The following is a 25,320-nucleotide window of genomic DNA, read 5'->3' as shown; positions in this document are numbered from 1 at the left end:
GGCCCGTACGGCGTCCAGCGCGCCCTGACCGCCACCGCCCGCGGCGTCGAGGAGGCACTCGGCGAGCGCCGGCAGTCCCTGGAAGCACGGCCCGCACTGCCCCGCCGACTCCGCCGCCAGCCACCGCGTCACCCGGGCGGTTTCCCCGACCGGGCAGGTGGAGTGCGGCAGCGGCAGCACCGCGCCCGCCCCGAAGGTGGCGCCGGCCGCCGCCATGGCCTCCCGCGAGACCGTCGCCGTACGGGCGTCCGGCGCCGAGAGCCAGGTGCCGTGGTAGCCGCCGACCAGCACGCCCTGGCCCGTACCGATGCCGCACAGCTCCAGGGCGTACGGCAGTGGCAGCCCGGTCGGCGTCTCGACCACGTGCGCGCCGGCCACGGTCAGCAGGACGGTGCCCGGTTCGTCCGGCAGGCCCAGCTCGCCGAAGCCCCGGGCGCCGAGCCGTGCGGCGACGGCCAGTTGCGCGTACGTCTCGGTGTTCGACAGCAGCGTCGGCACCCCGTCCAGGCCACTCTCGCTGGAACGGACCTTGCGCCCGGACGGCAGCGCGGGGCCGCCGCCGATACCGCGCACGAGCGCCGTCCCCTCACCCGTGACGAACCGTTCGGGCAGCCGCACCACCCGCACCTCGGGCCCCGCCGTGCCGCGCTCGGCGACCGCGCGGCGCACCGACCGCTCCACGTCCGGCCGCGTCACCCCGACGGCCACCCGGTCCGCGCCGATCGCCCCGGCCGCCAGCAGCGCGCCGTCGAGGACCAGGTGCGGTACGTGCAGCAGCAGCGCCGTGTCCTTGAGGCAACCCGGCTCGCCCTCACTGCCGTTGACCACGACGGCACCGCTGCCGCCCGTACGGCGCAGCGACGTGGTGACCGCGCGCAGCTTGCGGGCGAAGGGGAACCCCGCGCCGCCCCGCCCGCGCAGCCCGATGCCCTCCGCCAGCCCGGTCAGCTCGCCCGCGGACGGCGTCGGCGGTGTGCCGTGCAGCGCCAGATGGGCCGCGCGGTCCACCCACGGGCGCTCGTCGAGCCCGGCCAGCAGCCGGGGCGGGCCGACGGTGGACAGGGTCGGTACGGCCGCCGTCACGCGGTTCCCCCTTTCGCGCCCTGTGTGCCCCGGCCGCCGGATCGCGCCCGCAGCACCAGCGCCGCGCCGACGCCGGCCAGGCACAGCGCGTACGACGCCGTCGCCCAGCCGCTGGCCGGTCGCCCGGCGTGCAGGCCGTGCACCAGCGCCGCGCCCCAAGCGGGGTACGCGCCCATGTGCAGGGCCCGCCAGGCGCGCGACCGGCCGACGCCGGCGAAGGCGCTGCGCACCGCGCCGGTCACGGCGACCGTGAGGAAGAGATAGCCGGAGAGGGTGCCGAGCCCGATGAGCAGCGGCTGGGCCCCGTCGGTGAACGGTACGGCCGCGGCGGCCGTACCCGTGTGTCCCTCGGCCACCTTGACCCAGATGTGCAGGGCGAGGAAGCCGAGCCCGGCCACGGCCAGGCCGCGGTGGACGCCCTGGGCGAGCAGCCGGTGGGCCGAGCCGAGCAGCAGCCGGTCGGTGGCGGCCAGTCCCCACAGCACGGTGGAGGTGAGTGAGACGAGCGCGAGCACCCCGGCACCGAAGTCGAGGAAGCGCTGGGCGTCCTCGGCCACGCCGGCGCGGGCCGCGACGGCGAGGGCGAGCAGGATCGCCGCCGGCAACGCGGGCCGTGCCGACGGGCGGGTCGCGGGGCGCGAGCGGAAGCGGGGGCGGGCGAGGTGGGGCGCCGGGAACGGCGAGAGCGGGGAGGAGGGAGGTGTGGTGGGCGGGGACTGTGAGGACTGCGAGGCCGGAGGGTGGAGCGGGGGGAACGAGGAGAGCGGGGGCAGTGGGTGCTGCGAGGACGCTGGGGACATGGGTGACGCAGGCATAGGTGGCCTCCCGACGGGCGGCCCACGGCGGCTCGGCCGGGCGCCCGTTGTTCCTGAGAAATCCGGAAATCCCGCGCATCGGCATAATTCGCCGGGCGGTCGAATGAACAGCAGGATCCTAGAATTTCGCAAGTCCTTCATAAGCTTTATCGCGCTGTGACAAATTCACGTGCGGCGGTCCCCACGATGGTGGGCGGCTGCTGATGATGCCCACTCAGGCGAGAGGGTCCGAACGCCAGTCCCGATCCCCTTGTCCGGTGCAGATGTCCGGAGGTAGACGATGTGCGAAATGCTGAACCGCATCTGGTCACGGCCACGCGGCGAATGGACCCGGGTCCTGAGAAAGGAACTTCCCGCCGTCGCGGCCAAGCTGGTCGATGAACTGCTGCGTAATACACCCGCATTCGCGGCGATCACGGAGCGGGTCGGGCGGGACGCGATGCGAACAGCGGTTGAGCAGGCCCTGTTGCTGTCCCTGGGGATTCGGGGCGACGCCGGTGGCGGCCACGCGCCCGTGGCCCTCGGACCGGTCGACCCGGTCCATTCGGTCGGTTCGGCCGCGGCATCCAGGGCGGTGTCCGGCCGGGTGGTCACCGCCATGCCGGGTGCGCGGGCGCGCCAGGCGCTGTTCGCCGCGATCGCCGAGGACCGCTGCCTCCCCGACGACGTGCTGGCCGGCCTCGCCCGCCGGGCCGGCTGGCCGCTGCCCGCCCGGGTCCGCGCCGTCGCCCTCACCGCCGCCTCCGCCAACGACGCCCCGCACCTCGCCCTCCAGCTCCAAGCCTCGCTGGGGCAAGGGCTGTTGGGTACGGTCGACAACGATGTCTGCCTGCTGATACCGGACGGCGGGCCCGAGACGCGCGCCGCGCTGGTGGCCGTGCTGTGCGGCCGCGTCGCCGCCGTCGGGCACGCCGTGCCGGTCGCCGACGCCGCCTCCTCACTGCGCTGGGCGCGGCGACTGCTGGCCCTGGCCCCGCCCGGCGGCAGCCCCAAGGAACGGCTCGTCTTCGTCGACGACCACCTCTCGGACCTGCTGCTCCTGCAGGACGAATCGCTCGCCCGCGCCCTGTCCGCGCGCTGGCTGCGCCCGCTGGAGGGGCTGACCCCGCGGCAGAGCGAGCGCCTCGAAGTGACCCTGCTGGCCTGGCTGGAGAGCGGCGGCGCGCCGGAGGCGGCCCGTACGCTCCAGGTGCATCCGCAGACGGTCCGCTACCGCCTGCGGCAGATCGAGAAGCTGTTCGGCCCCGCGCTGCGGGAGCCGCGCCTGCGCTTCGAGCTGGAACTGGCCCTGCGCAGCCGTCGCCTGCTGGCCCAGGCCCGCCGGCTGCGCTCGCAGCCGGGCGGTCGCGCGCGGGCCGTCGGCGCGGTCGTGCACCCGCTGGGTCTCGCCCGGGAGGCGCGGGTCAACGGCCTGTGAGCCGGCCGGCACACGAGCGGCGGCCCCGGACGGGAGGTCCGGGGCCGCCGCGTGCCCGGCGCCGGGTGGCAGGGTGTGGGTGGGGAGCACCCGGCGCCGGGGGCCGGGGGGTCAGCAGCGGCGCCCGCCGTTGACGCAGGCCACGGCCTTCGCCATCAGCGCGTCCGGCATGACGTTGATGAAGTCGCCGTGGTCGGTGACCGGCTTGTGCAGCTGCTCGGGGAAGCTGTCCACGGCGAAGGCGGTACCGGCCGGCACGTCGTAGGTGATGCGCTGGACGAGCTGCGGCACGGCCCGGAAGCCGCGCGGGCACGACCCGTCCTTGCGGGCGAAGGCCATGTGCGTACGGTGGTTGGCGCTGTCGGTCGACCGGCCGTCCCAGCAGCTCTGGAAGGCGAGCGTACGGACCACGTCGGCGCCGTCGGGGCAGACCGGGTACTTGTCCGTCAGCTGCCGGTCCTCGAACCCGACGCAGCTCCACGAGGCGTTGGCGTTGCCCGGACCGCTGGTGAACGCCTTCGCGTCACCGGTGATCACCCGCAGGAAGCGCGGCATCGCGGACACCTTCGACACCGGGCTGCCGCGGAACTGGATCGTCGCCGAGGCGGGCCGCAGGATCTTGCCCATGTTCCCGTCGTGCCCGCCGCCGGGGGCGTTGGCGTCCGGTGCGGCCTTGCCGTCCAGCAGCCGCAGGACCGGCCAGTAGTGGGTCGACAGGTCACCGTTGGTGCAGGTGGTGCCCGCGGCGGCGAGGCTGCGGTCGCTGGAGAAGGCGTTCGTCGAGAGGTTGCCGACGTAGTCGTGCGTGTGGTGGGCGCCGTTGCTCACGCCGGGCGTGACGATGACGTTGTCGGAGTTGAAGTGGCCGTTCTCGTTGCGCCCGCAGGACGAGGTGAAGGTACCGGCCGAACCGCCGGCGCGGTTGGCGGGCCGGGCCTTGGCGGGCGCCGTGCGGATGTCGGCGAAGTCGGCGGGGGCGGGCCCGCCGGGCATGGCGCGCGACAGCACGTTGGTGCGGCCGTCCGATTCCTTCGATTCCGTACCGACCTGCCGGGCCGTGCAGCCGCTCAGCCCGGTGAGAGCGGCCGGTCGCGCGGCCTGCTCGCCGATGGCGTCGGCCATCCGCCCGATCGTGCCCGAGCGCTGCCGCTTGAGCTCGTCGAGCACGGCCGAGCGGTCGCCGCCGGGCGCCGCCGCCTGCCCGTACGCCCGGGCCACCTGCGCGTCGAGCTCGGCCAGGCCCTCGGAGACCTTCACCCGTGCCGGGTCCGGCACCTCGCTCAGCCGGTCGCCGACGTCGGGACAGGCGATGGTCGTCGCCGTGGCGGCGGCCGCCGGCCGCGCCGCGGAACGCTCCCCGCCGGCCGAGGCGTGGGAGGCGATGACGGCCGTTCCGCCGCCGCCCAGCAGCAGCGCCCCGGCCGCCACCAGCGCCCGGATCCTGATCTGCGAGCGGCGTTTGTGGTGGCCCTGTTGTGTCGTGGGGGTCATGGGATCACTTCATTTCGTCGTATCCGTGTCGCATGGGGGACTCCGGCGGGGCCGGGGCCTGCGCCGGGGGCTGCGGCGACGTGCGGGGGACGCCGGACAGCCCGGTGTTCTCCAGGACGGTGATGTGGTCGAGGACGACCGCGTTGGCGCGCGTCGCCAGCTCACGGACCACGGAATTGCCGGTCCGGTCCCGTACGAGCGCGACCAGGCCGAAGACCTTGCCGTGGGCGGTCCGGACGAGCTCCGCGAACGTGCGGTCGAACTCCGTCCCGCGGGCGGCGTCCATCCGGTCGAGCCACCCCTGCTGCTGCGCGTTCGGCCGGTCGGGCATCGTGATGCCCAGGTCCCTGCCCGCGTCGAGGGAGCGGCGGTCCAGCTCGCTGTGCCCGCCCACGAGGTGCTCGCCCGCGATCCGTACGCTCTCGACCGTGCCCCGCTCCTGGGCCAGGCGGCCCGCCGGTTTCTCCCACAGCCCGGCGAGCCGGACCTTGCGCACGAAGTCCCGGTCCAGCGGCGTCAGCGGACCGGACGCGGTGTTCCGCACGCCCTCGCCGTCGTCGCTGAACGCCGGGGTGCCGGCCGCCGCCGGCCGGGTGCCGCCGAACAGGGAGACGGGCAGCAGCAGCGCCACCAGCGTCGCGGCCAGCGCACCGACCACGAGGCAGGTGCCGAGCACCCGGCCGCCCGCCGACCGGCCGCCCCGGGTCCACCGGGCCCACGACCGTACGCTGTGCGCTCTCGTACCGCGCGCTCTCAGGACCTGCGACGGGCGCACCGGACGCATGGCGCCGCCTCCCTCGTTCCTCGACGTCTCCTCCGATGGCCAGGGACGCTAGCCCCGTCGGCGGCGCGGCGGACGAGCCTTCGCGGGCTCTGACAAAGCCGCCGTCACCGGACCCGGAGGCTGTTACCGTGCCGCGGCGCGCGCCCGCGAATCGCGCGTACGTACGATCGTTGCGCGAACTGTTCGTAACGCTCCATGTACGTACGGGAAAGGGATCATGACTGCGCATCAGACGACCGCTGTCGTACCGGAAATCCGCCGCGCCAGGGAGGAGGAGCGCGACGCGATCAGCCTGCTGATCGGCGAGGCGTTCATGGAGGACCCGGTCAGCGGGTGGGTCTTCCCGGACGAGGACCACCGGCGCGCCGTGCACCCCGGCTTCTTCGGTGTCTTCCTGGACGCGGCGCTGCGCCACGGCTGGGTCGACGTGACCGACGACCTCTCGGCGGCGGCGCTGTGGCTGCCGGTGCGGGCGGACGGCGCCGGCGAACCGGCCGACGGCGACGACGACATGGCCGAGCGCCTCGCCCAGGCGGATCCGGGCAACGAACGCGCCCGGATCGTCGGCGAGCTGACCGAGCGCGCCCACCCCGTGGACCGGTCGCACTACTACCTGCCCACCATCGTCGCCGCCCCCGGCCGCCGTGGCGAGGGCCGCGGCCGGGCGCTGCTCACCACGGTGCTCGACCGCTGCGACGCGGAGGGCATGCCCGCCTACCTGGAGGCGAGCAACGAACGGAGCAGGGCGCTGTACGAACGGCTCGGTTTCGTCTTCACCGGCACGGCCGTCGACCTGCCCGACGGGCCGCGCATGTGGCCGATGTGGCGCGAGCCCCGCTCCTGACACCTGTCGCGGTACGGGTGCCGGGACGGGCGGCGGCCGGCCACGCGGCCGCCGCCCGGTGCGCGCGATCGGGGCATATTTCCCCTCATGATCATTAATTGACATGATTGGCGACGCGGGCGTCGCCACGGACGGCCGTGCGGTGCTTTCGCGAGTGACGGAGGTGGCTGGCGGGAAGCGTGGGAGAGATGCATCTCACACACGGGAGAGGTTTCGCGATGTCCGGGGTGACACACCCGCAGGAGGCGAGGGGTGACCGTGCGTTCGATGCGGACCGCCGATTTCCGCTTGCCGCTTCCATTCGAACGAACGATCAGTAGCCTCTGCTCAAATGCCCGTGCGATGAGCTGGAGCGACAAACTGATGGAGCGTCCCACCTGGGCCCCCCAAGGCATCGATCTTTCCGTGCCGAGCGTGTCCCGCATCTACGACTACTACCTGGGCGGCTCGCACAACTTCGAGGTCGACCGGGAGGCCGGGCGCCGCGCCATCGAGGCGTTCCCGGGTCTGCCGAAGATCATGCAGGCCAACCGGGCCTTCATGCGGCGCGCCGTCCGCTACGCCGTCGACCGGGGCGTGACGCAGTTCCTCGACATCGGCTCCGGCATACCGACCTTCGGCAACGTCCACGAGGTGGCCCAGGCCGCGCATCCCCGGGCCCGCGTCGTCTACGTCGACCACGACCCGGTCGCCGTCGCGCACAGCCGGGCCGTCCTCGCCGGCGACGAGCGGGCCGCCATCGTGAGCGCGGACCTGCGCTCCCCGCATGACATCCTGGCCGCCGACGAGGTGGCCGGACTCCTCGACCTGGACCGGCCGGTGGCGCTGCTCCTCGTCGCCGTCCTGCACTTCATGCAGGACGGCGACGACCCCTGGAAGGCGGTGGCCCAGCTGCGCGAGGCACTCGCCCCGGGGAGCCTGCTGATCCTCACCCACGCGTCGACCGACACCGGCCCGATCAAGCCCGAGGAGGGGGAAGAGCTGGAGGGCGTCTACCGCAACGTCGGCTCGCCGCTGCTCATGCGCTCGCGCCCGGAGGTGGAGCGCTTCTTCGACGGGTTCGAGATGGTCGAGCCGGGCCTCGTGCCGATGCCCACCTGGCGGCCCGACGCGGCCCCCACGGCGGCCGTGGACGACGACCCGGCCATGTACGTCGGATTCGCCGGTGTGGGGCGCAAACCGTGACCATCGCGTCGAGCGGCAGAACGCTGGGCGGACCCGGGGGCGGAACAGCGGGGCAGGTTACCGAAGACCTGGCAAGGGCAGAAGTCACAGGGCACCTCGTGGGGGACGGGGCGCCCGGTGGCAGTACAAACGGAACGACAAGCGGAACCAGAAACGGAATCGGAAGCGGAGCCGGGGTCGGGGTGGGTATCGGGAGCGGGACGCCGGTGACGCCGGCTGTGGACGCCACGGTGGGCAGGGCCGCGGGCTCCTGCGTACGACATGGCAGCCCACAGCCCGGCGCACCGGACGAGGGCGACGACGGGCTGCCGGACGGCGGCGGGCCGGAGGAGAGCCGGACGGACCACGGCCGGGCGGCGCGCGAGGACGCCCGTACGAGCGGCCGCGAACGACCGGCAGGGGCACGCGACGTCACTCGTACGGGTGGACGCGACAACCCCGGCTGCCCCATGTGCGGCGAGGGGCGGAACACCGGCGCGGGGGAGGAGCCAAGGGCCCCCGACGGGCAGGGCGAGGCGCGGACCGGGCCCGCCGGCGCCCCGGACCCCGACGCGCCCCTGGGCGAGGAGTGCGTCCAGGCGTTCGCCGCCGTCTGGAGCCGCGCGGTCTACCCGGCCACAGCGACCTCCATGACGCGCGCCGAGTTCGAGCGCTACCTCGTACCGCTGGCCGAGCGGCTCGGCCGGGCGCTGCGGGCTCCCGCCTTCGACCCCGCACCCGCCGCGGAGACCGGCGCCGCCCTGGTCCGCGCCCACTGCACCGACCCCGACGCCCTGCCGCTGATCCTCGGCGCCATCGACTCCCACCTCGTGTCGCACTGCCCGCCCGGCGACGCCCTGTCCGCCGAGGAGGCCCGCGCCCGCTGCACGTCCCTCCAGCACGCCGTCGCGGCCGGCTTCGCCCGCGCCCTGCGCGAGCGCACCCTCGTCGAACAGGAGGCGCTCTCCCGCGCCGCGCTCGCCGCGCAGGCCGAGACGGAGAAGGCCCTGCACACCAGCGAGGCCCGGTTCCGCGCGGTGTTCGAGGGCGCGGCCATCGGCGTCGGCATCGCCGATGTCGACGGCCGCATCATGGACGTCAACGACGCCCTCGTCCGGATGTTCGGCAGCATGGCCCACGACGTGACCGGCCGGAACGTCGGCGAATGGGTCCACCCCGACGACTCGCCCGAGGTGTGGGGCCTGTACCGCGAGCTGATCCGCGGCGACCGCGACTACTACCGCGTCGAGAAGCCGTACTACCGCAGCGACGGCAGCGTGCTGTGGACCGACCTCTCCGTCGCCCTGCTGCGGGACGCCAACGGCCGCCCCCAGTACCAGCTCGCGCTCATGGAGGACATCACCGAGCGCCGGCTGCTGCACGAGCGGCTGCGCTACGAGGCCACCCACGACGCCCTCACCGGCCTGCCCAACCGCACCCTGTTCTTCGAGGCGCTCGACCGGGCGCTCGACCCGGAGCGCGGCGCCGCCGCCCGCTTCGGCCTGTGCTACCTCGACCTCGACGGCTTCAAGGCCGTCAACGACAGCCTCGGGCACGCCGTGGGCGACCAGTTGCTCGTCGCCGTCGCCGAACGGCTGCGCTCCTGCGCCACCGGCCCCGACGAGATCATCGCCCGGCTGGGCGGCGACGAGTTCGTGGCCCTGCTCACCGGCCCCCGCGCGCCCAGCGACGCCACCGCCCTCGCCCGCCGGATGCTGACCGCGCTCGCCGAGCCCGTCCACGTCGAGAACCGGGACCTGTCCGTACGGGCCAGCATCGGCATCGTCGACGGCGGCACCGGCGAGCTGGGTCCCGCCGAGGTGCTGCGCAGCGCCGACATCACCATGTACCGCGCCAAGGCCGCCGGCGGGAACCGCTACGAGCTCGCCGACGCGGACTCCGACGCGCGGGTCATCGCCCGGCACAGCCTGACCAACTGCCTGCCCGGGGCGCTGGAGAACGGGGAGTTCTTCATCGAGTACCAGCCCCTGGTGCGGCTCAGCGACGGCACGGTGCGCGGTGCCGAGGCGCTCGTACGCTGGCTGCATCCCCTGCACGGCGTGCTCGGCCCCGACCAGTTCATCCCGCTCGCCGAGAGCACGGGGCTGATCGTGCCGCTGGGGCGCTGGGTGCTGGAGGAGTCCGCCCGGCAGGCGCGCGCGTGGCGGAGCGAGGGCAAGTGCCTGGCACCGATGAGGGTCAACGTCAATCTCTCGCCCTCACAACTGCGCTACCCCTCCCTGGTCGCCGACACCGTCGCCGTCCTGGAGAACGCCGGACTCGCGCCGTCCGCCCTGTGCCTGGAGGTCACCGAGAACGCGCTGATCGGCGCCGACGAGGAGGAGCTGCGGCCGCTGCGCCAGCTCGCCGACATGGGGGTGGACATCGCCCTCGACGACTTCGGCACGGGCTACTCCAACCTCTCCTACCTGCGCAGGCTGCCCGTCAGCACGCTCAAGCTCGACCGCTCCTTCACCCGCGGCATGCAGCGCGCACCGGCCGACCCCGTCGACGTGAAGATCGTCGAAGGCATCGTCTCCCTCGCCCACACCCTCGACCTGTCGGTGACGGTGGAGGGCGTGGAGACCGGCACGCAGGCCGACCACCTGCGGGTGCTGGGCTGCGACACGGCCCAGGGCTGGTACTACGCCCGGCCGGGGCCGCCGGAGCGCCTGTGCACGCTCTCGCTGGTGGACGCGGTGCCGTAACCCCTTACGGGGGGGGCTTCGGGCTGCGGGCCGGCTTTGCCGCCTGCGGCGGCGGGCGCCCTGCGGGCGCGTCCTCAATCGCCGGACGGGCTGAGATCGGCTGAGCTCAGCCACAATCAAGCCCGTTGGGGGCACCCCCAGCGGTAGCTGGGGGAGATTGAGGACACCACCGCGCAGCGGTGGTGCGCACGGCACAGGCGGCGCTGCCGCGTCACGTGCCGAGGCAACGGGTCTCCTCGTCCGTCAGCAGCCGCGAGCGGATCAGGAAGCGCACCCCTTCCGGCGCTTCGAGGGAGAAGCCGCTGCCGCGTCCGGGCACCACATCCACCGTGAGGTGGGTGTGGCGCCAGCGCTCGAACTGGTCGGCCGACATCCAGAAGCCGATCGGTTCGGCCACCCCCTCGACGGCGAGCTCCGCGAGCCGCACGTCCGAGGAACCCGTACGGAACTCGCCGTACGGGAAGCACATGGGCGAGCTGCCGTCGCAGCAGCCGCCGGACTGATGGAACATCAGCGGCCCGTGCTCCTCGCGCAGCCGGCGGACGAGCCGGGCCGCCTCCGCGGTGAGGGCGACGCGCGAGACGGCGCGCCCCGGCTCCCGCCGCGCGCCGCCCGCCGGGGGCGCGGAGCTCCGCGACAACGGTGAACCGGGGCTCTTGCGAGGGCCCATGACCGTACCTCCTCCGACGTGTGGGCCGGCCGCGGGCGACGGCCGGGCGTCCGGTCAGGACAGCCTGCCGGGGCGGCGCGCGGACCGCCAGAGGGAGGCGTCGCCGGGCGGCGCTGGCTCATGAACGCCCTTGCGGGGCACCGGTGTTCGCCCTCGCTCGCTCCCGCCGGGCAGAAGTGGGGATCTCCAGCATGACCGGACCCACCCACAGGCCCGCCCGCGCCCCCACCCGACGACGCGACGGGCCGGCTCCCCGTTCCGGAAGGTGCCCGATGAGCTTCCTCCTCCAGGCCCTGCCCATAGCCGCCCCGACCATCGGCTGGGCCGCCCACGCCCTCGTCCTCCTGCGCCGCCTGCGGACCGCGCGCACCGACCCCCTCACGGGCCTGATGTGCCGCGAGGAGTTCACCACCCGCGCCCAGCGGGCCATCAGGCACCCGCACGCCGCCGTGCTGCTGCTGGACCTCAACGGCTTCAAGCAGATCAACGACACCCACGGCCACGCGGTCGGCGATCAGGTCATCGCGGCGGTCGGGCGGCGCCTGTCGGCCTGGTGCCGGGAGCGGGGCGGGTTCGCGGCGCGGCTGGGCGGCGACGAGTTCACCGCCGTCATCCGGCTCGCGCCCGACGCCGACCCGCACGCCGAGCTGACGTACGGGCTCTCCGCCCGGCTCTCCGCCCCCCTGGAGACCGGCGCGGCGACGCTCAGCCCCCGTGCCTCGATCGGTCTGTGCCGCACCGGCCACCGGCCCGGCGCCGGCCTCTCGGAACTCCTGCGGGGCGCGGACGAGGCGATGTCCACCGCGAAGCGGCTCGGACTGCACTGGCGGCCGGCCGGCCCGGTGGACGTCTACCGCACCACCAACGGCCGCCGCGCGGGCCGTCCGGGCACCCATCTGACCCTCCTTTCCACCACCCGCCGAAAAGCGTCGTGACGGCGGGCCGGCACCTCCCGGCGCTCCCGGCCCCGCTCACCGCCCGCTTCCCGTACGGCCGTCCCGACCGCGCCCGGCGAGGCCGGCGGGGCGGCAGGGCCACGGCGCGAGCGCACCGGAGTCGTCGCAGGCAGCGGCGCGGGAGCGCGTGTCCTAGTCCACTGGCTCATGCAGTGATGACGAATGCTCCGCGCGCTCCCCAGTGCTCCATTCCGACGCACTCCGTCCCGGTGGCGGTCACGCGGAGTGGGGATGCTCGGGTCAGATCCTGGCCACGGAGAGGCGGACCCGGCATGGACATCCAGCGTATTCCGGCACTACCTCCGGGGCTCCCTTCCCGGTGCGCCCGGCCGGTCCGGACCGCGCTGTGACAGCTCCACGACCGGAGCACCTCAACTCGTCAGTAACAGCACTGCTTTTGCGCATCGCCGGCGAACAACGAGGACACAGAGAATGAAATCCCCAACGGCTTTTGTCAGCGTGCAAGAGATTTATCTGCTGTACCCCGAACCCTGGAACCGACTCCCCGCGCCCGGCCCGGACCCCGATCCGGAACAGGAGGTACAGCTCTGGCTGGACCGACTCGGTCTGCTCTCCTCGGCCGAGGAGCGCAGGAGGTACAACGCCATCCTCCGTTCCGACCTCTTCGCCCGGCGCAGCTATCCCACGGCCTCGCCGGTCCGCCAGGCGGCCATCGCCCGGCTCCTGGCGCTGTGGGCCTTCCACGACGACCGGATAGAGGGAGTCGGGATAGCGGCCGAGGAAGCGGAGCGCATCGGCAGGGCGGTCACGGGCGAGCTGCCCGAACCCCCGCGGGGCGACCGGTACACCCGGGGCTGGTGGGAACTGGGGCGGGAGTTCCGGCGGGCCGGGATGAGCACCCGGTGGATCCACCGCCTCGGCAGGAACCTCACCGCCTGGTACCACTCCACCAACGACGAGGCCGCCATAGTGGAACGCCTCGGCCGGTTCCCCGGCAGCGAGGAGTACGTCGACGTCCGCCGGCGCACCTCCGGCCAGACGATCTGGCTCGACCTGCTGCAGTACGCCTACGATCACGAACTTCCCGCGGAGGCCTACGGTGCCGCGATCCACGAGGCGTACCACCTCACCGAGACCCTCTACGTGCTCTTCAACGACCTCTACGGCGTGGAGAAGGACGAGCGGGACGGCCTGCCCAATCTTGTCTGCATCACCGCCCGCGAACACGGGCTCTCACCGGTCGACGCGTGCCGGCACGTGGCGGGCCGGCACGCCGAGGTCCTGGACGAGCTCCACGCCCTGGGGCGGCGGATCCGCGCCGCCACCCCGTCCCTCGCCTGGTGGCTCGAAGCGTTCCACCAACTGATCGTCGGCGTGACCGAGGCCCATCAGCTCTCGCCGCGCTACGCGCCCGTACAGCGGATGAGCGACCACAGCGCGGTTCGGGTGCAGCTCGTGTGGAAGGAATCCGTACCGGAGGCCCTGGAGGCGGCGAACGCCCCCGCGGCCTGATGTCCCCGCTCCCCAGCGAAGGCGAGGAATACCCGTGGTCGACGACCGCTACCGGCACCACGCGAAGGCGGGCCCGCTCACCGAGGAGGCATCGGCGCCCGGAGGCGATCCCGGTCCCGCCCGGGGCGGCGGTGGCGGCACGCCGTCCGCCCCGGGCGCGTGGCCGCTGATCGGTCACGCACCGGCGCTGATCCGTGATCCGCTGGGCTTCGTCACCTCGCTCGCCGAGCGGGGTGACGTCGTACGGATCCGCCTCGGGCCCCTGCCCGTCCACGCGCTCACCCACCCGGCCCTGGTCCAGCGCGTCCTCGTCGACGACGCACGCGACTTCGAGCGGGGCCGGCTCTTCGAGAAGGCCGCGGCGTTCTTCGGCCAGGGCATCGGGGCGGTCTCGGGAGCGGCCCACGTCCGCCAGCGCCGCATACTCCAAGCCGCCTTCCAGCGCCGGAAGATGACCGACTACGCACCCCTGATGCGCGAGGCCGCCGAAGCCGCCGTCGCCTCCTGGCAGCCGGGCCGGGTCCTGGCGGTGAACGAGGTGATGAACGAACTCTCCTTCGCGATGCTCACCAACACCCTCTTCACCGCCGGCTTCGGCCAACGGGCCGCCGCGGCGGTCCAGCGCAGCGTGCCGGTCCTGCTGCGCGGCGCCATGGTCCGCACGATCCTGCCCGAGTGGTGGACGAAGCTCCCCACCCCCGGCAACCTCCGCTTCACCCGGGCCATCGGTGCCCTGGGCGAAGCCGTCGACGGCGCGATCGGCGCCTACCGCGAGGCCGGCAAGGACCACGGCGACCTGCTGTCCATGCTCCTCTCGCTCCGCGACGAGGACGGCCGGGCCCTGACCGACCGGGAGATCCACGACCAGGTCGTCAACTTCGCCATAGCCGGCATCGAGACCACGGGCGCCACCCTGGCCTGGATCTTCCACGAACTGGGCCGCCACCCGGACGTGGCGGCCCGCGTCCACCGGGAACTCGACACCGTCCTCGGCGACCGCCCGCTCCGCTACGGCGACCTGTCGTCCCTCGCGTACACCTCCCGCGTCATCACCGAGGCCCTGCGCCTGTACGCGGTCTGGATGTTCACCCGGCGCGCCCTGGTCCCGGTCCGCTTCGGCGACACCGTGGTGCCGGCGGGCGGCGAGGTCCTCTACAGCCCGTACGCACTGCACCACGACCCGCGCTGGTTCCCCGACCCGGAGGCGTTCGACCCGGACCGCTGGCTCCCGCCCCGCGCGGAGAGTCTGCCGAAGGGCGCCTTCATCCCGTTCGGCGCGGGCGCCCACAAATGCATCGGCAACACCTTCGCCTACACCGAACTCGTCACCGCGCTCGCGGTGATCTGCCGCCATTGGCAGCTCACCCCGGTCCCGGGCACGCCGGTCCACCGGCTCGCCACGATCGACGTCCATCCGGACCGGTTGCCCATGACGGTGGAGCGGCGGTAGCTGCCGGCGGCGCGACCGGCGCCGCGGCTCACGCCGGGTCGCGCTTGCGCAGGTACTCCACCAGGCGCGCGTAGCTGTCGTCGCCGTGTCCGTCGGCGATCGCCCGGCCGGGTCAGGTCCCTGAAGAGCTCCGGCAGGGCCTGACTCACCCCCCGGAGCTCGCTGGCGTGGGCGAGGACGTCCATCGTCATCGCGTGGAGCCGCAGGGTGAATTCGCCGCCCGGGTAGTCCCCGGAGTCGACGTGCGGCGCGTAGGCGCGCATGAAGGCGCGCACCGTCCTCATCCACCGGTCGGCCACGTCGGTGTAGGCCGTCGCCGTCACCCGGCCGCCGGGGCCGTCCGCGCCGATGAGCGCCACTCCGTGCAGCCAGCCGGTCAGCGTGCCCCACATCAGGCCCAGCAGCGCGGTGTCGTACACGGAGGACAGAGCGGTGTCGGCGCCCAGGTGCACCGGATCGCCCAGGGCGGTCAGTGCCCCGCGGCCGCGGTCGAAGACGGCCCGCGGGCCGCTGAAGAGCAGCAGCGAGTCCGGATCGCCGATGCCGGCCGGTGTCGCCATGATGACGCCGTCGAGGTAGTCGACGGCATGGCCTTCCGCCCAGGCGGTCGCCGCGTGGGCCTGGGCGGCGAGCCCGAGGTGAGGTTGACGACCGTACGGCCCGTGAGCTCTCCGGGCAGGGGAGCGAGAACCTCGTGGACGGCGTCGTACGTCGCCAGGCAGACCACGACGAGCGTGCCCCCGGCGACGGCCTCGGCGGCCGACGCCGGCGCCGCGGCACCCCGCGCCGCCAGGGCGCCCGGCCTTTCCGGGCGTGCGGTTCCAGACGGTCGTCCGATGGCCGGCGGCGAGAAACGCACCGGCCAGTGCCGCTCCCATCGGCCCCAGCCCGAGGACGGTCACCTTGGCACGCATCGTTCCCCCCTGCCGGCGCGCATGGATAAGGGAAATCCGTAAACCTCGCTCAAATCACCGTATGAACCTTATTCTTCCCGCGCGGGATTCCCGTAATTGCCGGGTGTCCCGGAAGGGAGCGGGCGGTTCGCGGTGCTTTTGGGGGCACGTGGGGGTGCTCGAAAAGGGCTCGCGAGGAGAGATGGAGGTGCGTGCGCGTCAACTCACCCTCCGGCAATGCGCTGTTCCGTCGTCACTCATTGCCGTACCGCGCTCTACGCCCCCGATCGGCATGCTCGTAATTTCGGTTGCGGGACTTGATATGTCCTGAAATCCTCTTACTCCGGCCCGGAAATACGTGAAATCCCTATAGCCTCTCCCAAGAGAGGAATTTCCAGGCATTGTCGGGAGTGGTGGCAATGTTCGACGCCTTGCTGTGGCGTGCTCATGGCTTCACGGAGCGCCGGCCCCGGAGCGGCGCCCGGGTCCTCGTGCTCGGAGCCGGGATGGCGGGGCTCGTGGCGGCGTACGAACTGGAGCGGCGCGGCCACCAGGTCGAGGTGCTCGAAGGCAGCGCACGCGTCGGCGGCCGGGTGCACACGCACCGGTTCGGCTCCGGCCCCGGTGCGCCCGGTGTCGAACTGGGCGCGATGCGCATTCCCACCCACCACCGACGCACCCTGGAATACGTCCGGCTGCTGGGACTCGAAGGCGAACTCCGCCCGTTCGCCACACTCCTGTCCGAGGAGAACGCGTATCTGCGCACCCCCGCCGGTTTCGTGCGCATACGCGACGCGGCCCGGCCGCTGTGCGAGACGTTCCGGCGCGAACTGGAGATCCACCGGCCCGGTCTGCGCCACGCCCATGAGGTCACGGTCTTCGGGGCCTGGCTGACGGCCATCGTCGACGCCATCGCCCCGCCCGACCTGCGCGAGGCACTCCGCGAGGACCTCCGCCGCGAACTCCTCGACCTCGTCGCCGGCGTCGATCTGCTGCCGCATCTGAGCGGCGTGGCCGAGGACCGGGTCGACCTGCACTCGCTGTTCTCGGCGCACCCGGGCCTGCGCGCAGGGTGCAGCGGAGGTTCAACAGCTTCCTGGACGACATCCTCACCGAGACCAGCCCCCAACTGCTCCGGCTGCGCGGCGGGATGGACCGGCTCCCGCACGGGCTGGCGGAACGGCTCCGGGGCCCGGTGCGCCGGGGCCACCGGGTCGTGGGCATCCAGGTGCGGCGGGACGAGGTGCTCGTCGAGGTCCGCGCGGGGCTGCGGACGACCGTACGGCAGGCCGACTTCGCCGTGTGCGCGCTGCCCTTCCCGGCGCTGCGCCGGATGCGCCTGCACGGCCTGGACGCCGACAAGCTGGCGGTGCTGGAGGAGGTGGACTACTGCCCGGCCACCAAGGTGGCCTTCCACCGCCGGGAGCCGTTCTGGCGGTCGTACGGCATCGAGGGCGGGGCCTCCTCCACCGGCGGGCGCATCCGCCAGACCTACTACCCGCCCCTGGACGCCTCCCCGGACCGCGGGGCCGCCCTGCTGGCCAGCTACACGATCGGCGAGGAGGCCGCCTGGCTGGGCCGGCTGCCGCCGCGCCGCCGGCACCGCCTCGTCCTGGACGAGCTCGGTGCGCTCCACCCCGAACTGCTCCTGCCGGGCATGGTGCTGGGTGCCGTGAGCACGGCCTGGGGCGACGGCTCGGCATGGGCCGTGGGTGCGCGACGCGCTGGGGCAAGAGCCCCGAGGCGTGCGAGGCCGAGCGGGCCCGCTCGGCCCGGCCGGTGAACCGGCTGTTCTTCGCGGGCGAACACTGCTCGTCGGCCCCCGCGTGGATCGAGGGGGCCATCGAATCCGGCCTCGGGGCGGTCGAGGACCTCACCCGCTACGGAGCCGGCCTGCGGGCCCGCTGCGCGTCCGGCCACCACGACCCGGCGGGAGCCCTGTGATGAGCGTCTTCGATCTGCCCCGGCTGCACTTCGAGGGAACCGCGACGACCCGGCTGCCGACCGGCCCGCGCTGCGGGCTGATCGATTTCACCACCCACCGGGCACTGACCGACGACGGCCCCTTCCCCGCGGACCGGCCCGCCACCGAGTACCACGCGTTCCTGCACCGGCGCGGCCCGCACTTCGACGGCGACGGACGGCAGCGGCCGGACGGGCGGTTCAGCGTCGCGCGGGGCTGGGACTTCGACGGGAACGGGCACTTCTGGCTGGACGCCCGGATCACCCGCACCGAAACCCCGGGCGGACCGCCGGGCGAGGAGAACGGTCATCAGGACGGTCCCGCCGACCCCGTCGTCGGCGGCGGTGTCGACGTGTGGGGCCACTACAACCCCTACCTGCGCACCACCGTCAACCGCGCGCGGGTCCTCGACGTCGACCCGGCCTCCCGGTGGACGACGGCGCTGATGGCCGGCCGGTTCGGCCTCGGCCGGCGCGGCCGCTCGCACGACGGCGGCTATCTCCTCACCGGCGGGGTGAGCGGCCTCCACCCGCCCCGCTGGGTCGATTTCGGCCACATCCAGGACGTCGGCGACCACGTCCTGGCCCCCCAGCTGCGCTACTGCGCGGTCCACCAGTTCGTGGTGCCGGGAGGCGAGCTCGACTGGCTCCCGGACGCCGCGCGCTCGCCCGCGGTGCGCGCCCTGCGCGCCGCGCTGGGCGAGGGAGCGGACGGTCTCGTGGTGCAGCTCGCGCTGGACGCCATGAGCTCACCGAGGGTCCCCGACGCTCCCAGCCACTGGCGGGTGCGGGGCACCGTCGCGCCCTGGTACGCCCACGAGTTGCGCAGCTACCCCGCCGGAGGGCTGCTGGTCCCGCTCCCGGGCGCCCCGCTGCACCACCTGACCGTGGACGTGGCACGGGGGCGCGCCGCCCTGAACATGATCTCCGCCGTGCCCCTCGCCTCCCGGGCGCCGCGACCGGGCCCGGGCCCCCTGCACCGGCTGGGCCCGTACGTGAACGCCGGCGACCTGGAGCTGCGTACGGCCGGTACGGGCCGGCTGATCGCCCGGGTGCCGACGGACGCGTACCCCTCCGACGCGACCTGCGGAATCGTCACGATGCCCGCCGAGCCCGGCTGGGAGGAGGCGGAGGAACAGGCGTTGTACCTGACCGGCACCGGGACCTCGGGCCGGCGCGAGACGCTGCTCACCGAGCGGGAGACCACCATCCAGACGGACGACGCGCTCCTCGTCCTGCACCACCGCGACCGGGCGCACGGGAACGACCACGCCGTCCGGGTGCCCCTGCGCGCCTACGTGCGCGGCCGGCCGGCGAGCGCCGGCGGGATCTGCGTACGGCAGTACTTCAACCCCCGCGCCGTGCCCGGCGACAGCGTCGCCGGCTCGTCCGCGGCGCGCTGCGGGGACGCGGTGGTCCTCGGCGTGCGCGGTACGGGCGCGTACGCCTCCGAGTGCGTGGTGGAGACCGACGAGCACGGGCACGGGCTGCTCACCCTGCGCGGCGAGCGGGCGGGCACCTGCCGCGTCCTGCTCGCCGCCGGGCCGGCCGACGTGCCGCCCGCCGACCCGTACGCGCCCGGTTCGGCCCGGGCGGCGTACGACGACGAGGACGCGCTCGGGTACTGGGCGGGGGCCGGATCGCTGGCCGTACGCGTCCTGCCCGACGACTGGCACCTGGACGACGTGCCCCGCGCGGACGTCGACTTCGACCTGCTGCACCGGGAGGTCTTCGCCTTCTACGAGCACATCTCCTCCTTCATGCGCTCGGAGGTCTTCGCCCTCGCCGACCGCTGCAAGGTGGAGACCTACGCCGAGCTCATCTGGCAGATGTGCGATCCGGCGAACCGGGAGAAGACCTACTACATGCCGCCGACCCGCGACCTGTCCGGCCCCAGGGCGCGGTTGCTGCTGGCGTACCTGCGCAACGTCCAGGCGCGCGTCCGGCCGCCGCTGACCGCCCCGGGCCCCCTCGCGGCGGAGCCGGCGATCACCACGCGGGGCGAGCTGTGGACCGTACTGCGGCAGGCGGCGGCCCTGGAACTGTCGGTGATGCTCCAGTACTTGTACGCGGCGTTCTCCGTCCCCACGCACGGGGCCGGGCTCGCCCACGTACGCCGCGGACAGTGGACGGCGGAACAGCTGGAGCTCGCGTGCGGCGGGGGAGGCGCGACACTCGACGACGGGATGCGCGGCAGTCTGCTGACCGTCGCCCGCGAGGAGGTGATCCACTTCCTGCTGGTCAACAACATCATCATGGCGATGGGCGAGCCGTTCCACATCCCCGTGATCGACTTCGCCACGCTCAACGCCGAGCTGCCGGTCCCGCTGGACTTCGCGCTGAAGCCGCTGAGCCTGGGCAGCGTGCAGCGCTACATCGCCATCGAGCAGCCCGCGACGCTCACCCCCCGGATCGTGCATCGCCGTACTCACCACCCTGTTCTTCAGCACGCTCGCCGCCGGCCTGCGCGACCGCCTCACCCGTACCGGGCTGTCGGACCAGGACGCCCGGCGGGTCGGCGCGGCCGTGACCGAGAGCGCCGGATCGGCGATCCCCTCACTCGCGGCCGACCCGCGCGACGCCGCGGTCGCGGCCGCGGCACGCGAGGCGATGACCGCCGGACTGGAGCTCTGCGCGTACACGTGCGCGGGGCTGCTGACGCTCGCCCTCCTGGCCACGCTGTTCATGGTCCCGGGGTCGCGGTCACTGCTCCGCGGCAAGGCCGTCCGGGAGGGAAGTCCGGTGCGTGAGGCCGACGCGCGCGATGCCTGAACGGGGTAGCGCGCGGGTAGTACAGACATGTCCGTCAAATGGCCATGCAGTGTGATGTCGTGCGGGGGCCTCATGAGCGATCCGTCACCCGCCCCGTCATCCGCCTCGTCGCCGGACCCGGCACACGCCGCCGCCCCCGACCTCGGCCCCATCATGCGGATCGCCGGCGGATTCATGGCCTCCAAGGTCCTGCTCGTCGCCGCCCGCCTCGACCTCTTCACGCACCTCGCCGAACACCCCATGAACGGCGAGGAGCTGCGCGCCCGTCTGGGCCTGCACCCCCGTGCCGCCCGTGACTTCTTCGACGCCCTCGTCGCCCTCGGCACCCTGGAACGCGCCGACGGCCTCTACACCAACACCCCCGGCACGGCCCACTACCTCGTACGCGGCGGCCCCGCCTACGTGGGCGGCCTCCTGGAGCTGAGCGACGCGAGGATGTACGAACTCTGGGGAAAGCTCGACGCCGGCCTGCGCACGGGCCGACCGCAGAACGAGATCGAAGCCGGCGAGGAGGACCTCTACACGGACCTCTACCAGGACCCCGACCGCCTCGCCGCCTTCCAACAGGCCATGACCGGCCTGTCCATGAGCTCCACGCACGCCCTCGCCGAGGCCGTCGACTGGTCCCCCTACCGCACCGTCACCGACATCGGCTGCGCCGAGGGCGCCCTGCTGACCCACCTCCTCGGACGCCACCCCCACCTGCGGGGCACCGGCTTCGACCTGGCCGCGGTGGCCCCCAGCTTCCGGCGACGACTGGCGGACTCCGGCCTCGGCGACCGCCTCTCCTTCCTCGCCGGCGACTTCTTCGCCGAGCCACTGCCCCGGGCGGACGTGCTGATCTTCGGACACATCCTGAGCGGCTGGGCCCCGCCCAAGGCGATGACCCTCCTGCGCAAGGCACACGAGGCACTGCCGGCGGGCGGCATCGTCATCGTCTACGAGACCTTCATCGACGACGCCCGCCGCGAGAACGTCGACGGCCTGCTCATGGGCCTGACCATGCTCCTGGAAACCCCCGGCGGCAATGCGTACACCGCCGCCGACTGCCGGTCCCGGCTGGCGGACGCGGGCTTCCGGGAGAGCCGGGTGCGGCACTTGGCGGGGCCGGAGTCGATGGTGATCGGCGTCAAATGACAGAACGGCCGGTACTCACCGTCGTGTCCTTCCACGGGTCGTCCGGCCGCTGACTCTTCGGCCGTGCCCTCCGTGCTCCGGCCGGCGGGGCGGGATGAGCTGATTGGCGCTTGTGGGTTTCACCTGTTCGAAGGAGACACCCCATCCCCGGAGCGCCGTAGGCGACGCGGTCTGCTTACGGTGCTGGCGAGATCACCGAGTGGCCGTGACGTCACCCTTCGCCTCGATGCGGCGGCCGGCTCGGCCCGTCGCGGAGCCCGCGGGAGGCGGTCCCGGGGCCGCGTCCGCCAGCTGGAGAAAGGGGACGTCCATGCCAGTGAACGCCACGTATCCCGGTGTCTACATTCACGAAGTCAAGAGCCGTGTGCGCACCATCACCGGCGTGCCGACATCGACCGCGGCATTCGTCGGGTCCGCCCCCCGCGGGCCGGTCGACCGCCCTGTGCACATCACCGGGTGGGCCGACTACGAGAAACAGTTCGGCGGGCTGGATAGGGACAGCCCGATGAGCTACGCGGTTCACCAGTTCTATCTGAACGGTGGCCGCGAGGCCGAGATCGTGCGGCTCGTCGGGGGCTCCGTCACGGTGGAATTTCCGATCGGCAAGGGACCCACGGACGTGGCGGGCGACCGCCCTGTCCTGAAGGCCGCGAGTCCCGGAAGCTGGGCGCGCAAGCTTCGCGCCCGCGTCGACCACGACACCATCCCGGACACGAACGGCACCCTGTACAACTTGACCATCCGTGACTGCGGCAGCGGCCTGGAGGAGCGCTATCGCAACATCAGTACCGACTCCAAAAGCCCGCGCAGCCTGGGCAACGTGCTGAGCGGATCCCGGTTGGTCACCGTCAAGACCGAAGGCACCGGACTCCCGCCCGCGCATGACTCCCCGCAGAAACCTTCCGATGATCCGCTGGAGTGTCGGGAGGACGAGGAGGGCGTCCCGCCGACGACGGAGGAGGCCAGCGGAGAGGAGACCGCCTTCTTCAGCGCACCGGAGACCACCCCCCAGGCCGATGACGACCTGCCCCCCAAGGCGAACCACTACAGCGGCGCGAACGGCAGCCCGGCGGCCAAGACCGGCATCTACCAGCTGCTCAAGACCGACATCTTCAACCTGCTGTGCCTGCCGGACTGCCCGGAAGAGATCCTGACCGACGCGCTGAAGCTATGCGTCGAGCGGCGTGCTGTCCTGCTCGTGGACCCGCCGCAGGCGTGGACCGTGGACGGAGTGCAACTCGACACCGTCGTGACGGGTGCGCTCAATCCACCGCTCAAGGGCCCGCCCGCCAGGAACGCCGCGCTCTACTTCCCGCGCGTGCTGGCACCGGACCGCATGCGCGACGACACGATCACCGCGTTCCCGCCCTGCGGAGTCATGGCCGGAGTGCTGGCGCGCACCGACGCCGAGCGAGGGGTGTGGAAGGCCCCGGCGGGCACGGACGCTTCGCTCAACGGGGTCATCGGCCTGGAGATGCCACTGACCGACGTGGAGAACGGCAGGCTCAACCCGCTCGGTATCAACTGTCTGCGGCTGCTCCCGGGCGTCGGGCCGGTGGCCTGGGGTGCGCGAACCCTGCGCGGCGCGGACCGGCTCGCCGACGAATGGAAGTACCTCCCCGTGCGCCGCCTGGCCCTGTTCGTGGAGGAGAGCCTGTTCCGCGGCACCCAGTGGGTGGTGTTCGAACCGAACGACGAACCCCTGTGGTCGTCGATCCGGCTGAACGTCGGGGCGTTCATGAACTCCCTCTTCCGGGAGGGCGCGTTCCAGGGACGTACGCCCGAAGAGGCGTACCTCGTCAAATGCGACCGCGAGAACAACCCGCAGAACGACATCGACCGCGGGATCGTCAACATCCAGGTCGGTTTCGCGCCGCTGAAGCCCGCCGAGTTCGTGATCATTCACATCGAGCAGCTCGCCGGCCAGATCCAGACCTAGGAGGAGGACGTCCGATGCCGGAGATCACGCGCCGGGACCCCTTCAAGAATTTTCGGTTCCGAGTGAAGTTCAGCGGGTCCACCGAGTACATCGCGGGGGTCAGCAAGGTCAGCGGGCTGAAGCGGACCACGGAGGTGATCAAGCACCGCGACGGCGGCAGCCCCGGCACCAGCCGCAGACTGCCGGGCCGGACCGAGTACGAGCCCGTCAGCCTGGAACGCGGGTGTACGACCGACACCGTCTTCGAGGAGTGGGCCAACCGGGTCTGGAGCTTCCGCAACTCCACGGGCTCCCTGGAGACCTCGCTGAAGGACTTCCGGCGGGACCTCATCATCGACGTCTTCGACGAGGCCGGCCAGAAGGTGCTGTCGTACTCCGTCCACGACTGCTGGGTCTCGGAGTACCAGGCGCTTCCCGATCTCGACGCCAATGCCAACGGCGTCGCGTTCGAGCACGTCAAACTCGAACACCACGGCTGGGTGCGCGAGCGCACCGAGCCGCCGCAGCTGCCGCAGTTCAGCGACACCGCGGGATGACCCGGTGAAGCTCGAGCTGACCGAGGCGCGACTCCTCGACATGTGGGAGACGGGAAGCGGACAGGAGCCGCCGGCCCGGGCCCTGCTGCTCGCCGGGGCGGCCGCGGACGGGACGGATACCGCGGGACCCGTCGCCGGACTCACCCTGGCCGAGCTCAACGCCCTCCTGCTCGACCTGCGGGAGACGTGTTTCGGCGAGACCTTCCCCTGTGCCACCGATTGCCCGGGATGCGACGAGCAGCTCGAAGTCGCTGTCACGACCGACGAGCTCCGAGCGCCCCGGACACGGGTCCCACCGGGCCGCCGACAGCGCACGGACAGCCTCCGGGCGGACGGGTGCGAGGTGACGTACCGGGCCCTCACCGGAGGAGACCTCCTGGCCGTCGACCCCTCGGCGCCCGACGCCCGGCGCACCTTGCTGAGCCGTTGTGTGGTCGGCGCCGAGCCGGCCTCCGACGTCCTGCCCGACGCGGTCCTCGAAGCCGTCGCGGAGCGGCTGGGAGCCCTCGATCCGGGGGCCGACACCGCTGTGCCGCTCACCTGCCCGTACTGCCGTCACAGCTGGTCCGCGACCTTCGACCTCGCCGGATACGTGTGGGCCGAGATCGAGGGGTACGCGCGTCGGCTGCTCCACCAAGTCCACATGCTCGCCCGGGGCTACGGGTGGACGGAGTCCGACGCGCTCGCGGTGAGCCCTCTCCGGCGACAGTTCTACCTGGAGGCGGTGGCCGGGTGAGCGACTTCGTGGGCCGACTGCTGGGCGAGCCGGGGCCGAGACTGCGCCCCCAGTTGCCGACACTGTTCGGCACGGGGGCGCCACATCTGCGCGCGGACGGCGATCCCGTCCCTGCCGCCGGGGAGCCGCGGCCTCCCGTCGCACGCGAGACGACGCCGCCGGTGGCATCGCTGCCCGTGCCACCGGCAGCGCCGCCTGCGCAGCCCATGGCGCTCGATGCCGCGTCGCCCCACGCGCCCGTGCCGAAGGTGCCGCCGACGGCACCCGACCGGTACGCCGGCGGGCGTCCGGAGACGGGCCCACCCGCTCGGACGGGGCCGGCGCCCGCACTAGACCCCGATGGCACCGCGGCCGTCCCACGGCGCCCGCTGCCACTGGTGGAAGCCACCCCCCGCGATGCGCAGCCGGCGCCCCGACCGCGGCCGGCGGCGCCACCCGATTCCGCCCCGCCGGCCTTCGGACCGCCGCACCCGGCGACGTCCGGCCGGGC

General features: G+C 73.1%; 19 protein-coding genes and 2 pseudogenes. 15 read left to right on the top strand and 6 right to left on the bottom strand.

Annotated features, from left to right (window positions below; all coding sequences use genetic code 11):
• Nucleotides 1-1,083, bottom strand: a 1,083-nt coding sequence (locus tag J7E86_RS23020) for an NADH-ubiquinone oxidoreductase-F iron-sulfur binding region domain-containing protein (protein WP_308312692.1), incomplete at its 3' end; no start/stop codon positions are given.
• Nucleotides 1,080-1,898 (bottom strand): hypothetical protein, encoded by an 819-nt coding sequence (locus tag J7E86_RS23015; RefSeq protein ID WP_251019546.1) that lies wholly within the window; start codon nt 1,896-1,898, stop codon nt 1,080-1,082. The genes J7E86_RS23020 and J7E86_RS23015, both read right to left, overlap by 4 nt.
• Before the next feature lie 289 nt (nt 1,899-2,187).
• On the opposite strand from J7E86_RS23015, the gene J7E86_RS23010 reads away from it, so the two are divergent.
• Complete coding sequence (locus tag J7E86_RS23010) at nt 2,188-3,315, top strand: helix-turn-helix domain-containing protein (RefSeq protein ID WP_308312691.1); 1,128 nt, start codon at nt 2,188-2,190, stop codon at nt 3,313-3,315.
• Between the two features lie 111 nt (nt 3,316-3,426).
• Here J7E86_RS23010 and J7E86_RS23005 read toward each other — a convergent pair whose 3' ends face one another.
• Both J7E86_RS23005 and J7E86_RS23000 read right to left on the bottom strand, forming a co-directional pair.
• A complete protein-coding gene (locus J7E86_RS23005; protein WP_215083706.1) occupies nt 3,427-4,806 on the bottom strand; it encodes a DUF1996 domain-containing protein in 1,380 nt (459 codons plus the stop codon).
• A 4-nt stretch (nt 4,807-4,810) separates the two neighbouring features.
• The gene (locus tag J7E86_RS23000) at nt 4,811-5,590 is read right to left on the bottom strand and encodes a DUF4142 domain-containing protein (protein WP_215083704.1); all 780 of its coding nucleotides are present in this window, start codon (nt 5,588-5,590) and stop codon (nt 4,811-4,813) included.
• Nucleotides 5,591-5,807: 217 nt separating this feature from the next.
• On the opposite strand from J7E86_RS23000, the gene J7E86_RS22995 reads away from it, so the two are divergent.
• The 3 genes from J7E86_RS22995 (at nt 5,808) to J7E86_RS22985 (ending at nt 10,306) form a co-directional block, all read left to right on the top strand.
• Complete coding sequence (locus tag J7E86_RS22995) at nt 5,808-6,434, top strand: N-acetyltransferase (RefSeq protein WP_215083702.1); 627 nt, start codon at nt 5,808-5,810, stop codon at nt 6,432-6,434.
• A gap of 363 nt (nt 6,435-6,797) precedes the next feature.
• Nucleotides 6,798-7,619, top strand: a complete 822-nt coding sequence (locus tag J7E86_RS22990) for an SAM-dependent methyltransferase (protein WP_215083700.1) — start codon at nt 6,798-6,800, stop codon at nt 7,617-7,619.
• Nucleotides 7,620-8,068: 449 nt separating this feature from the next.
• The gene (locus J7E86_RS22985) at nt 8,069-10,306 is read left to right on the top strand and encodes an EAL domain-containing protein (RefSeq protein ID WP_215083716.1); all 2,238 of its coding nucleotides are present in this window, start codon (nt 8,069-8,071) and stop codon (nt 10,304-10,306) included.
• Nucleotides 10,307-10,517: 211 nt separating this feature from the next.
• On the opposite strand, the gene J7E86_RS22980 is transcribed toward J7E86_RS22985, so the two are convergent.
• Nucleotides 10,518-10,976 carry a DUF779 domain-containing protein gene (locus J7E86_RS22980; RefSeq protein ID WP_251019545.1) on the bottom strand — a complete coding sequence of 153 codons (459 nt, stop codon included), beginning with the start codon at nt 10,974-10,976 and terminating at the stop codon, nt 10,518-10,520.
• 272 nt (nt 10,977-11,248) lie between these two features.
• Here J7E86_RS22980 and J7E86_RS22975 point away from each other — a divergent pair, with 272 nt between their 5' ends.
• The 3 genes from J7E86_RS22975 (at nt 11,249) to J7E86_RS22965 (ending at nt 14,855) form a co-directional block, all read left to right on the top strand.
• Nucleotides 11,249-11,911 carry a GGDEF domain-containing protein gene (locus tag J7E86_RS22975; protein ID WP_215083698.1) on the top strand — a complete coding sequence of 221 codons (663 nt, stop codon included), beginning with the start codon at nt 11,249-11,251 and terminating at the stop codon, nt 11,909-11,911.
• Nucleotides 11,912-12,364: 453 nt separating this feature from the next.
• Nucleotides 12,365-13,405 carry a terpene synthase family protein gene (locus J7E86_RS22970; protein ID WP_215083696.1) on the top strand — a complete coding sequence of 347 codons (1,041 nt, stop codon included), beginning with the start codon at nt 12,365-12,367 and terminating at the stop codon, nt 13,403-13,405.
• A 34-nt stretch (nt 13,406-13,439) separates the two neighbouring features.
• Nucleotides 13,440-14,855, top strand: coding sequence for a cytochrome P450 (locus J7E86_RS22965; RefSeq protein ID WP_215083694.1), 1,416 nt, complete (start codon nt 13,440-13,442; stop codon nt 14,853-14,855).
• 167 nt (nt 14,856-15,022) lie between these two features.
• Here J7E86_RS22965 and J7E86_RS32120 read toward each other — a convergent pair.
• Nucleotides 15,023-15,733, bottom strand: a pseudogene (locus J7E86_RS32120) (NAD(P)-dependent oxidoreductase); the annotation flags it as partial.
• 434 nt (nt 15,734-16,167) lie between these two features.
• Between J7E86_RS32120 and J7E86_RS32115 the strand changes: the two are divergent.
• From J7E86_RS32115 to J7E86_RS22930, 8 genes and pseudogenes are all read left to right on the top strand, one after another.
• A pseudogene (locus J7E86_RS32115) lies at nt 16,168-16,515 on the top strand (flavin monoamine oxidase family protein); the annotation flags it as partial.
• A gap of 305 nt (nt 16,516-16,820) precedes the next feature.
• Entirely contained in the window at nt 16,821-17,531 is a 711-nt protein-coding gene (locus J7E86_RS31300; protein ID WP_308312689.1) for an FAD-dependent oxidoreductase, read from the top strand.
• Entirely contained in the window at nt 17,528-17,692 is a 165-nt protein-coding gene (locus J7E86_RS31295) for an FAD-dependent oxidoreductase (protein WP_308312688.1), read from the top strand. Before J7E86_RS31300 ends, J7E86_RS31295 begins: the two co-directional genes overlap by 4 nt.
• The gene (locus J7E86_RS31915) at nt 17,692-20,460 is read left to right on the top strand and encodes a ferritin-like domain-containing protein (RefSeq protein WP_215083693.1); all 2,769 of its coding nucleotides are present in this window, start codon (nt 17,692-17,694) and stop codon (nt 20,458-20,460) included. The genes J7E86_RS31295 and J7E86_RS31915 overlap by 1 nt, the downstream gene beginning before the upstream one ends.
• Before the next feature lie 94 nt (nt 20,461-20,554).
• Nucleotides 20,555-21,619 carry an acetylserotonin O-methyltransferase gene (locus J7E86_RS22945; protein ID WP_251019544.1) on the top strand — a complete coding sequence of 355 codons (1,065 nt, stop codon included), beginning with the start codon at nt 20,555-20,557 and terminating at the stop codon, nt 21,617-21,619.
• A 382-nt stretch (nt 21,620-22,001) separates the two neighbouring features.
• A complete protein-coding gene (locus tag J7E86_RS22940; RefSeq protein WP_308312687.1) occupies nt 22,002-23,558 on the top strand; it encodes a phage tail sheath C-terminal domain-containing protein in 1,557 nt (518 codons plus the stop codon).
• 14 nt (nt 23,559-23,572) lie between these two features.
• Nucleotides 23,573-24,094, top strand: a complete 522-nt coding sequence (locus J7E86_RS22935; RefSeq protein ID WP_215083691.1) for a phage tail protein — start codon at nt 23,573-23,575, stop codon at nt 24,092-24,094.
• Between the two features lie 4 nt (nt 24,095-24,098).
• Complete coding sequence (locus J7E86_RS22930; protein WP_215083689.1) at nt 24,099-24,830, top strand: hypothetical protein; 732 nt, start codon at nt 24,099-24,101, stop codon at nt 24,828-24,830.
• The last annotated feature ends 490 nt before the right edge of the window (nt 24,831-25,320 follow it).

This window comes from Streptomyces sp. ISL-11, from assembly GCF_018614525.1.
Lineage (GTDB): Bacteria > Actinomycetota > Actinomycetes > Streptomycetales > Streptomycetaceae > Streptomyces.
This window is presented reverse-complemented; position numbering and strand designations above follow the sequence as displayed.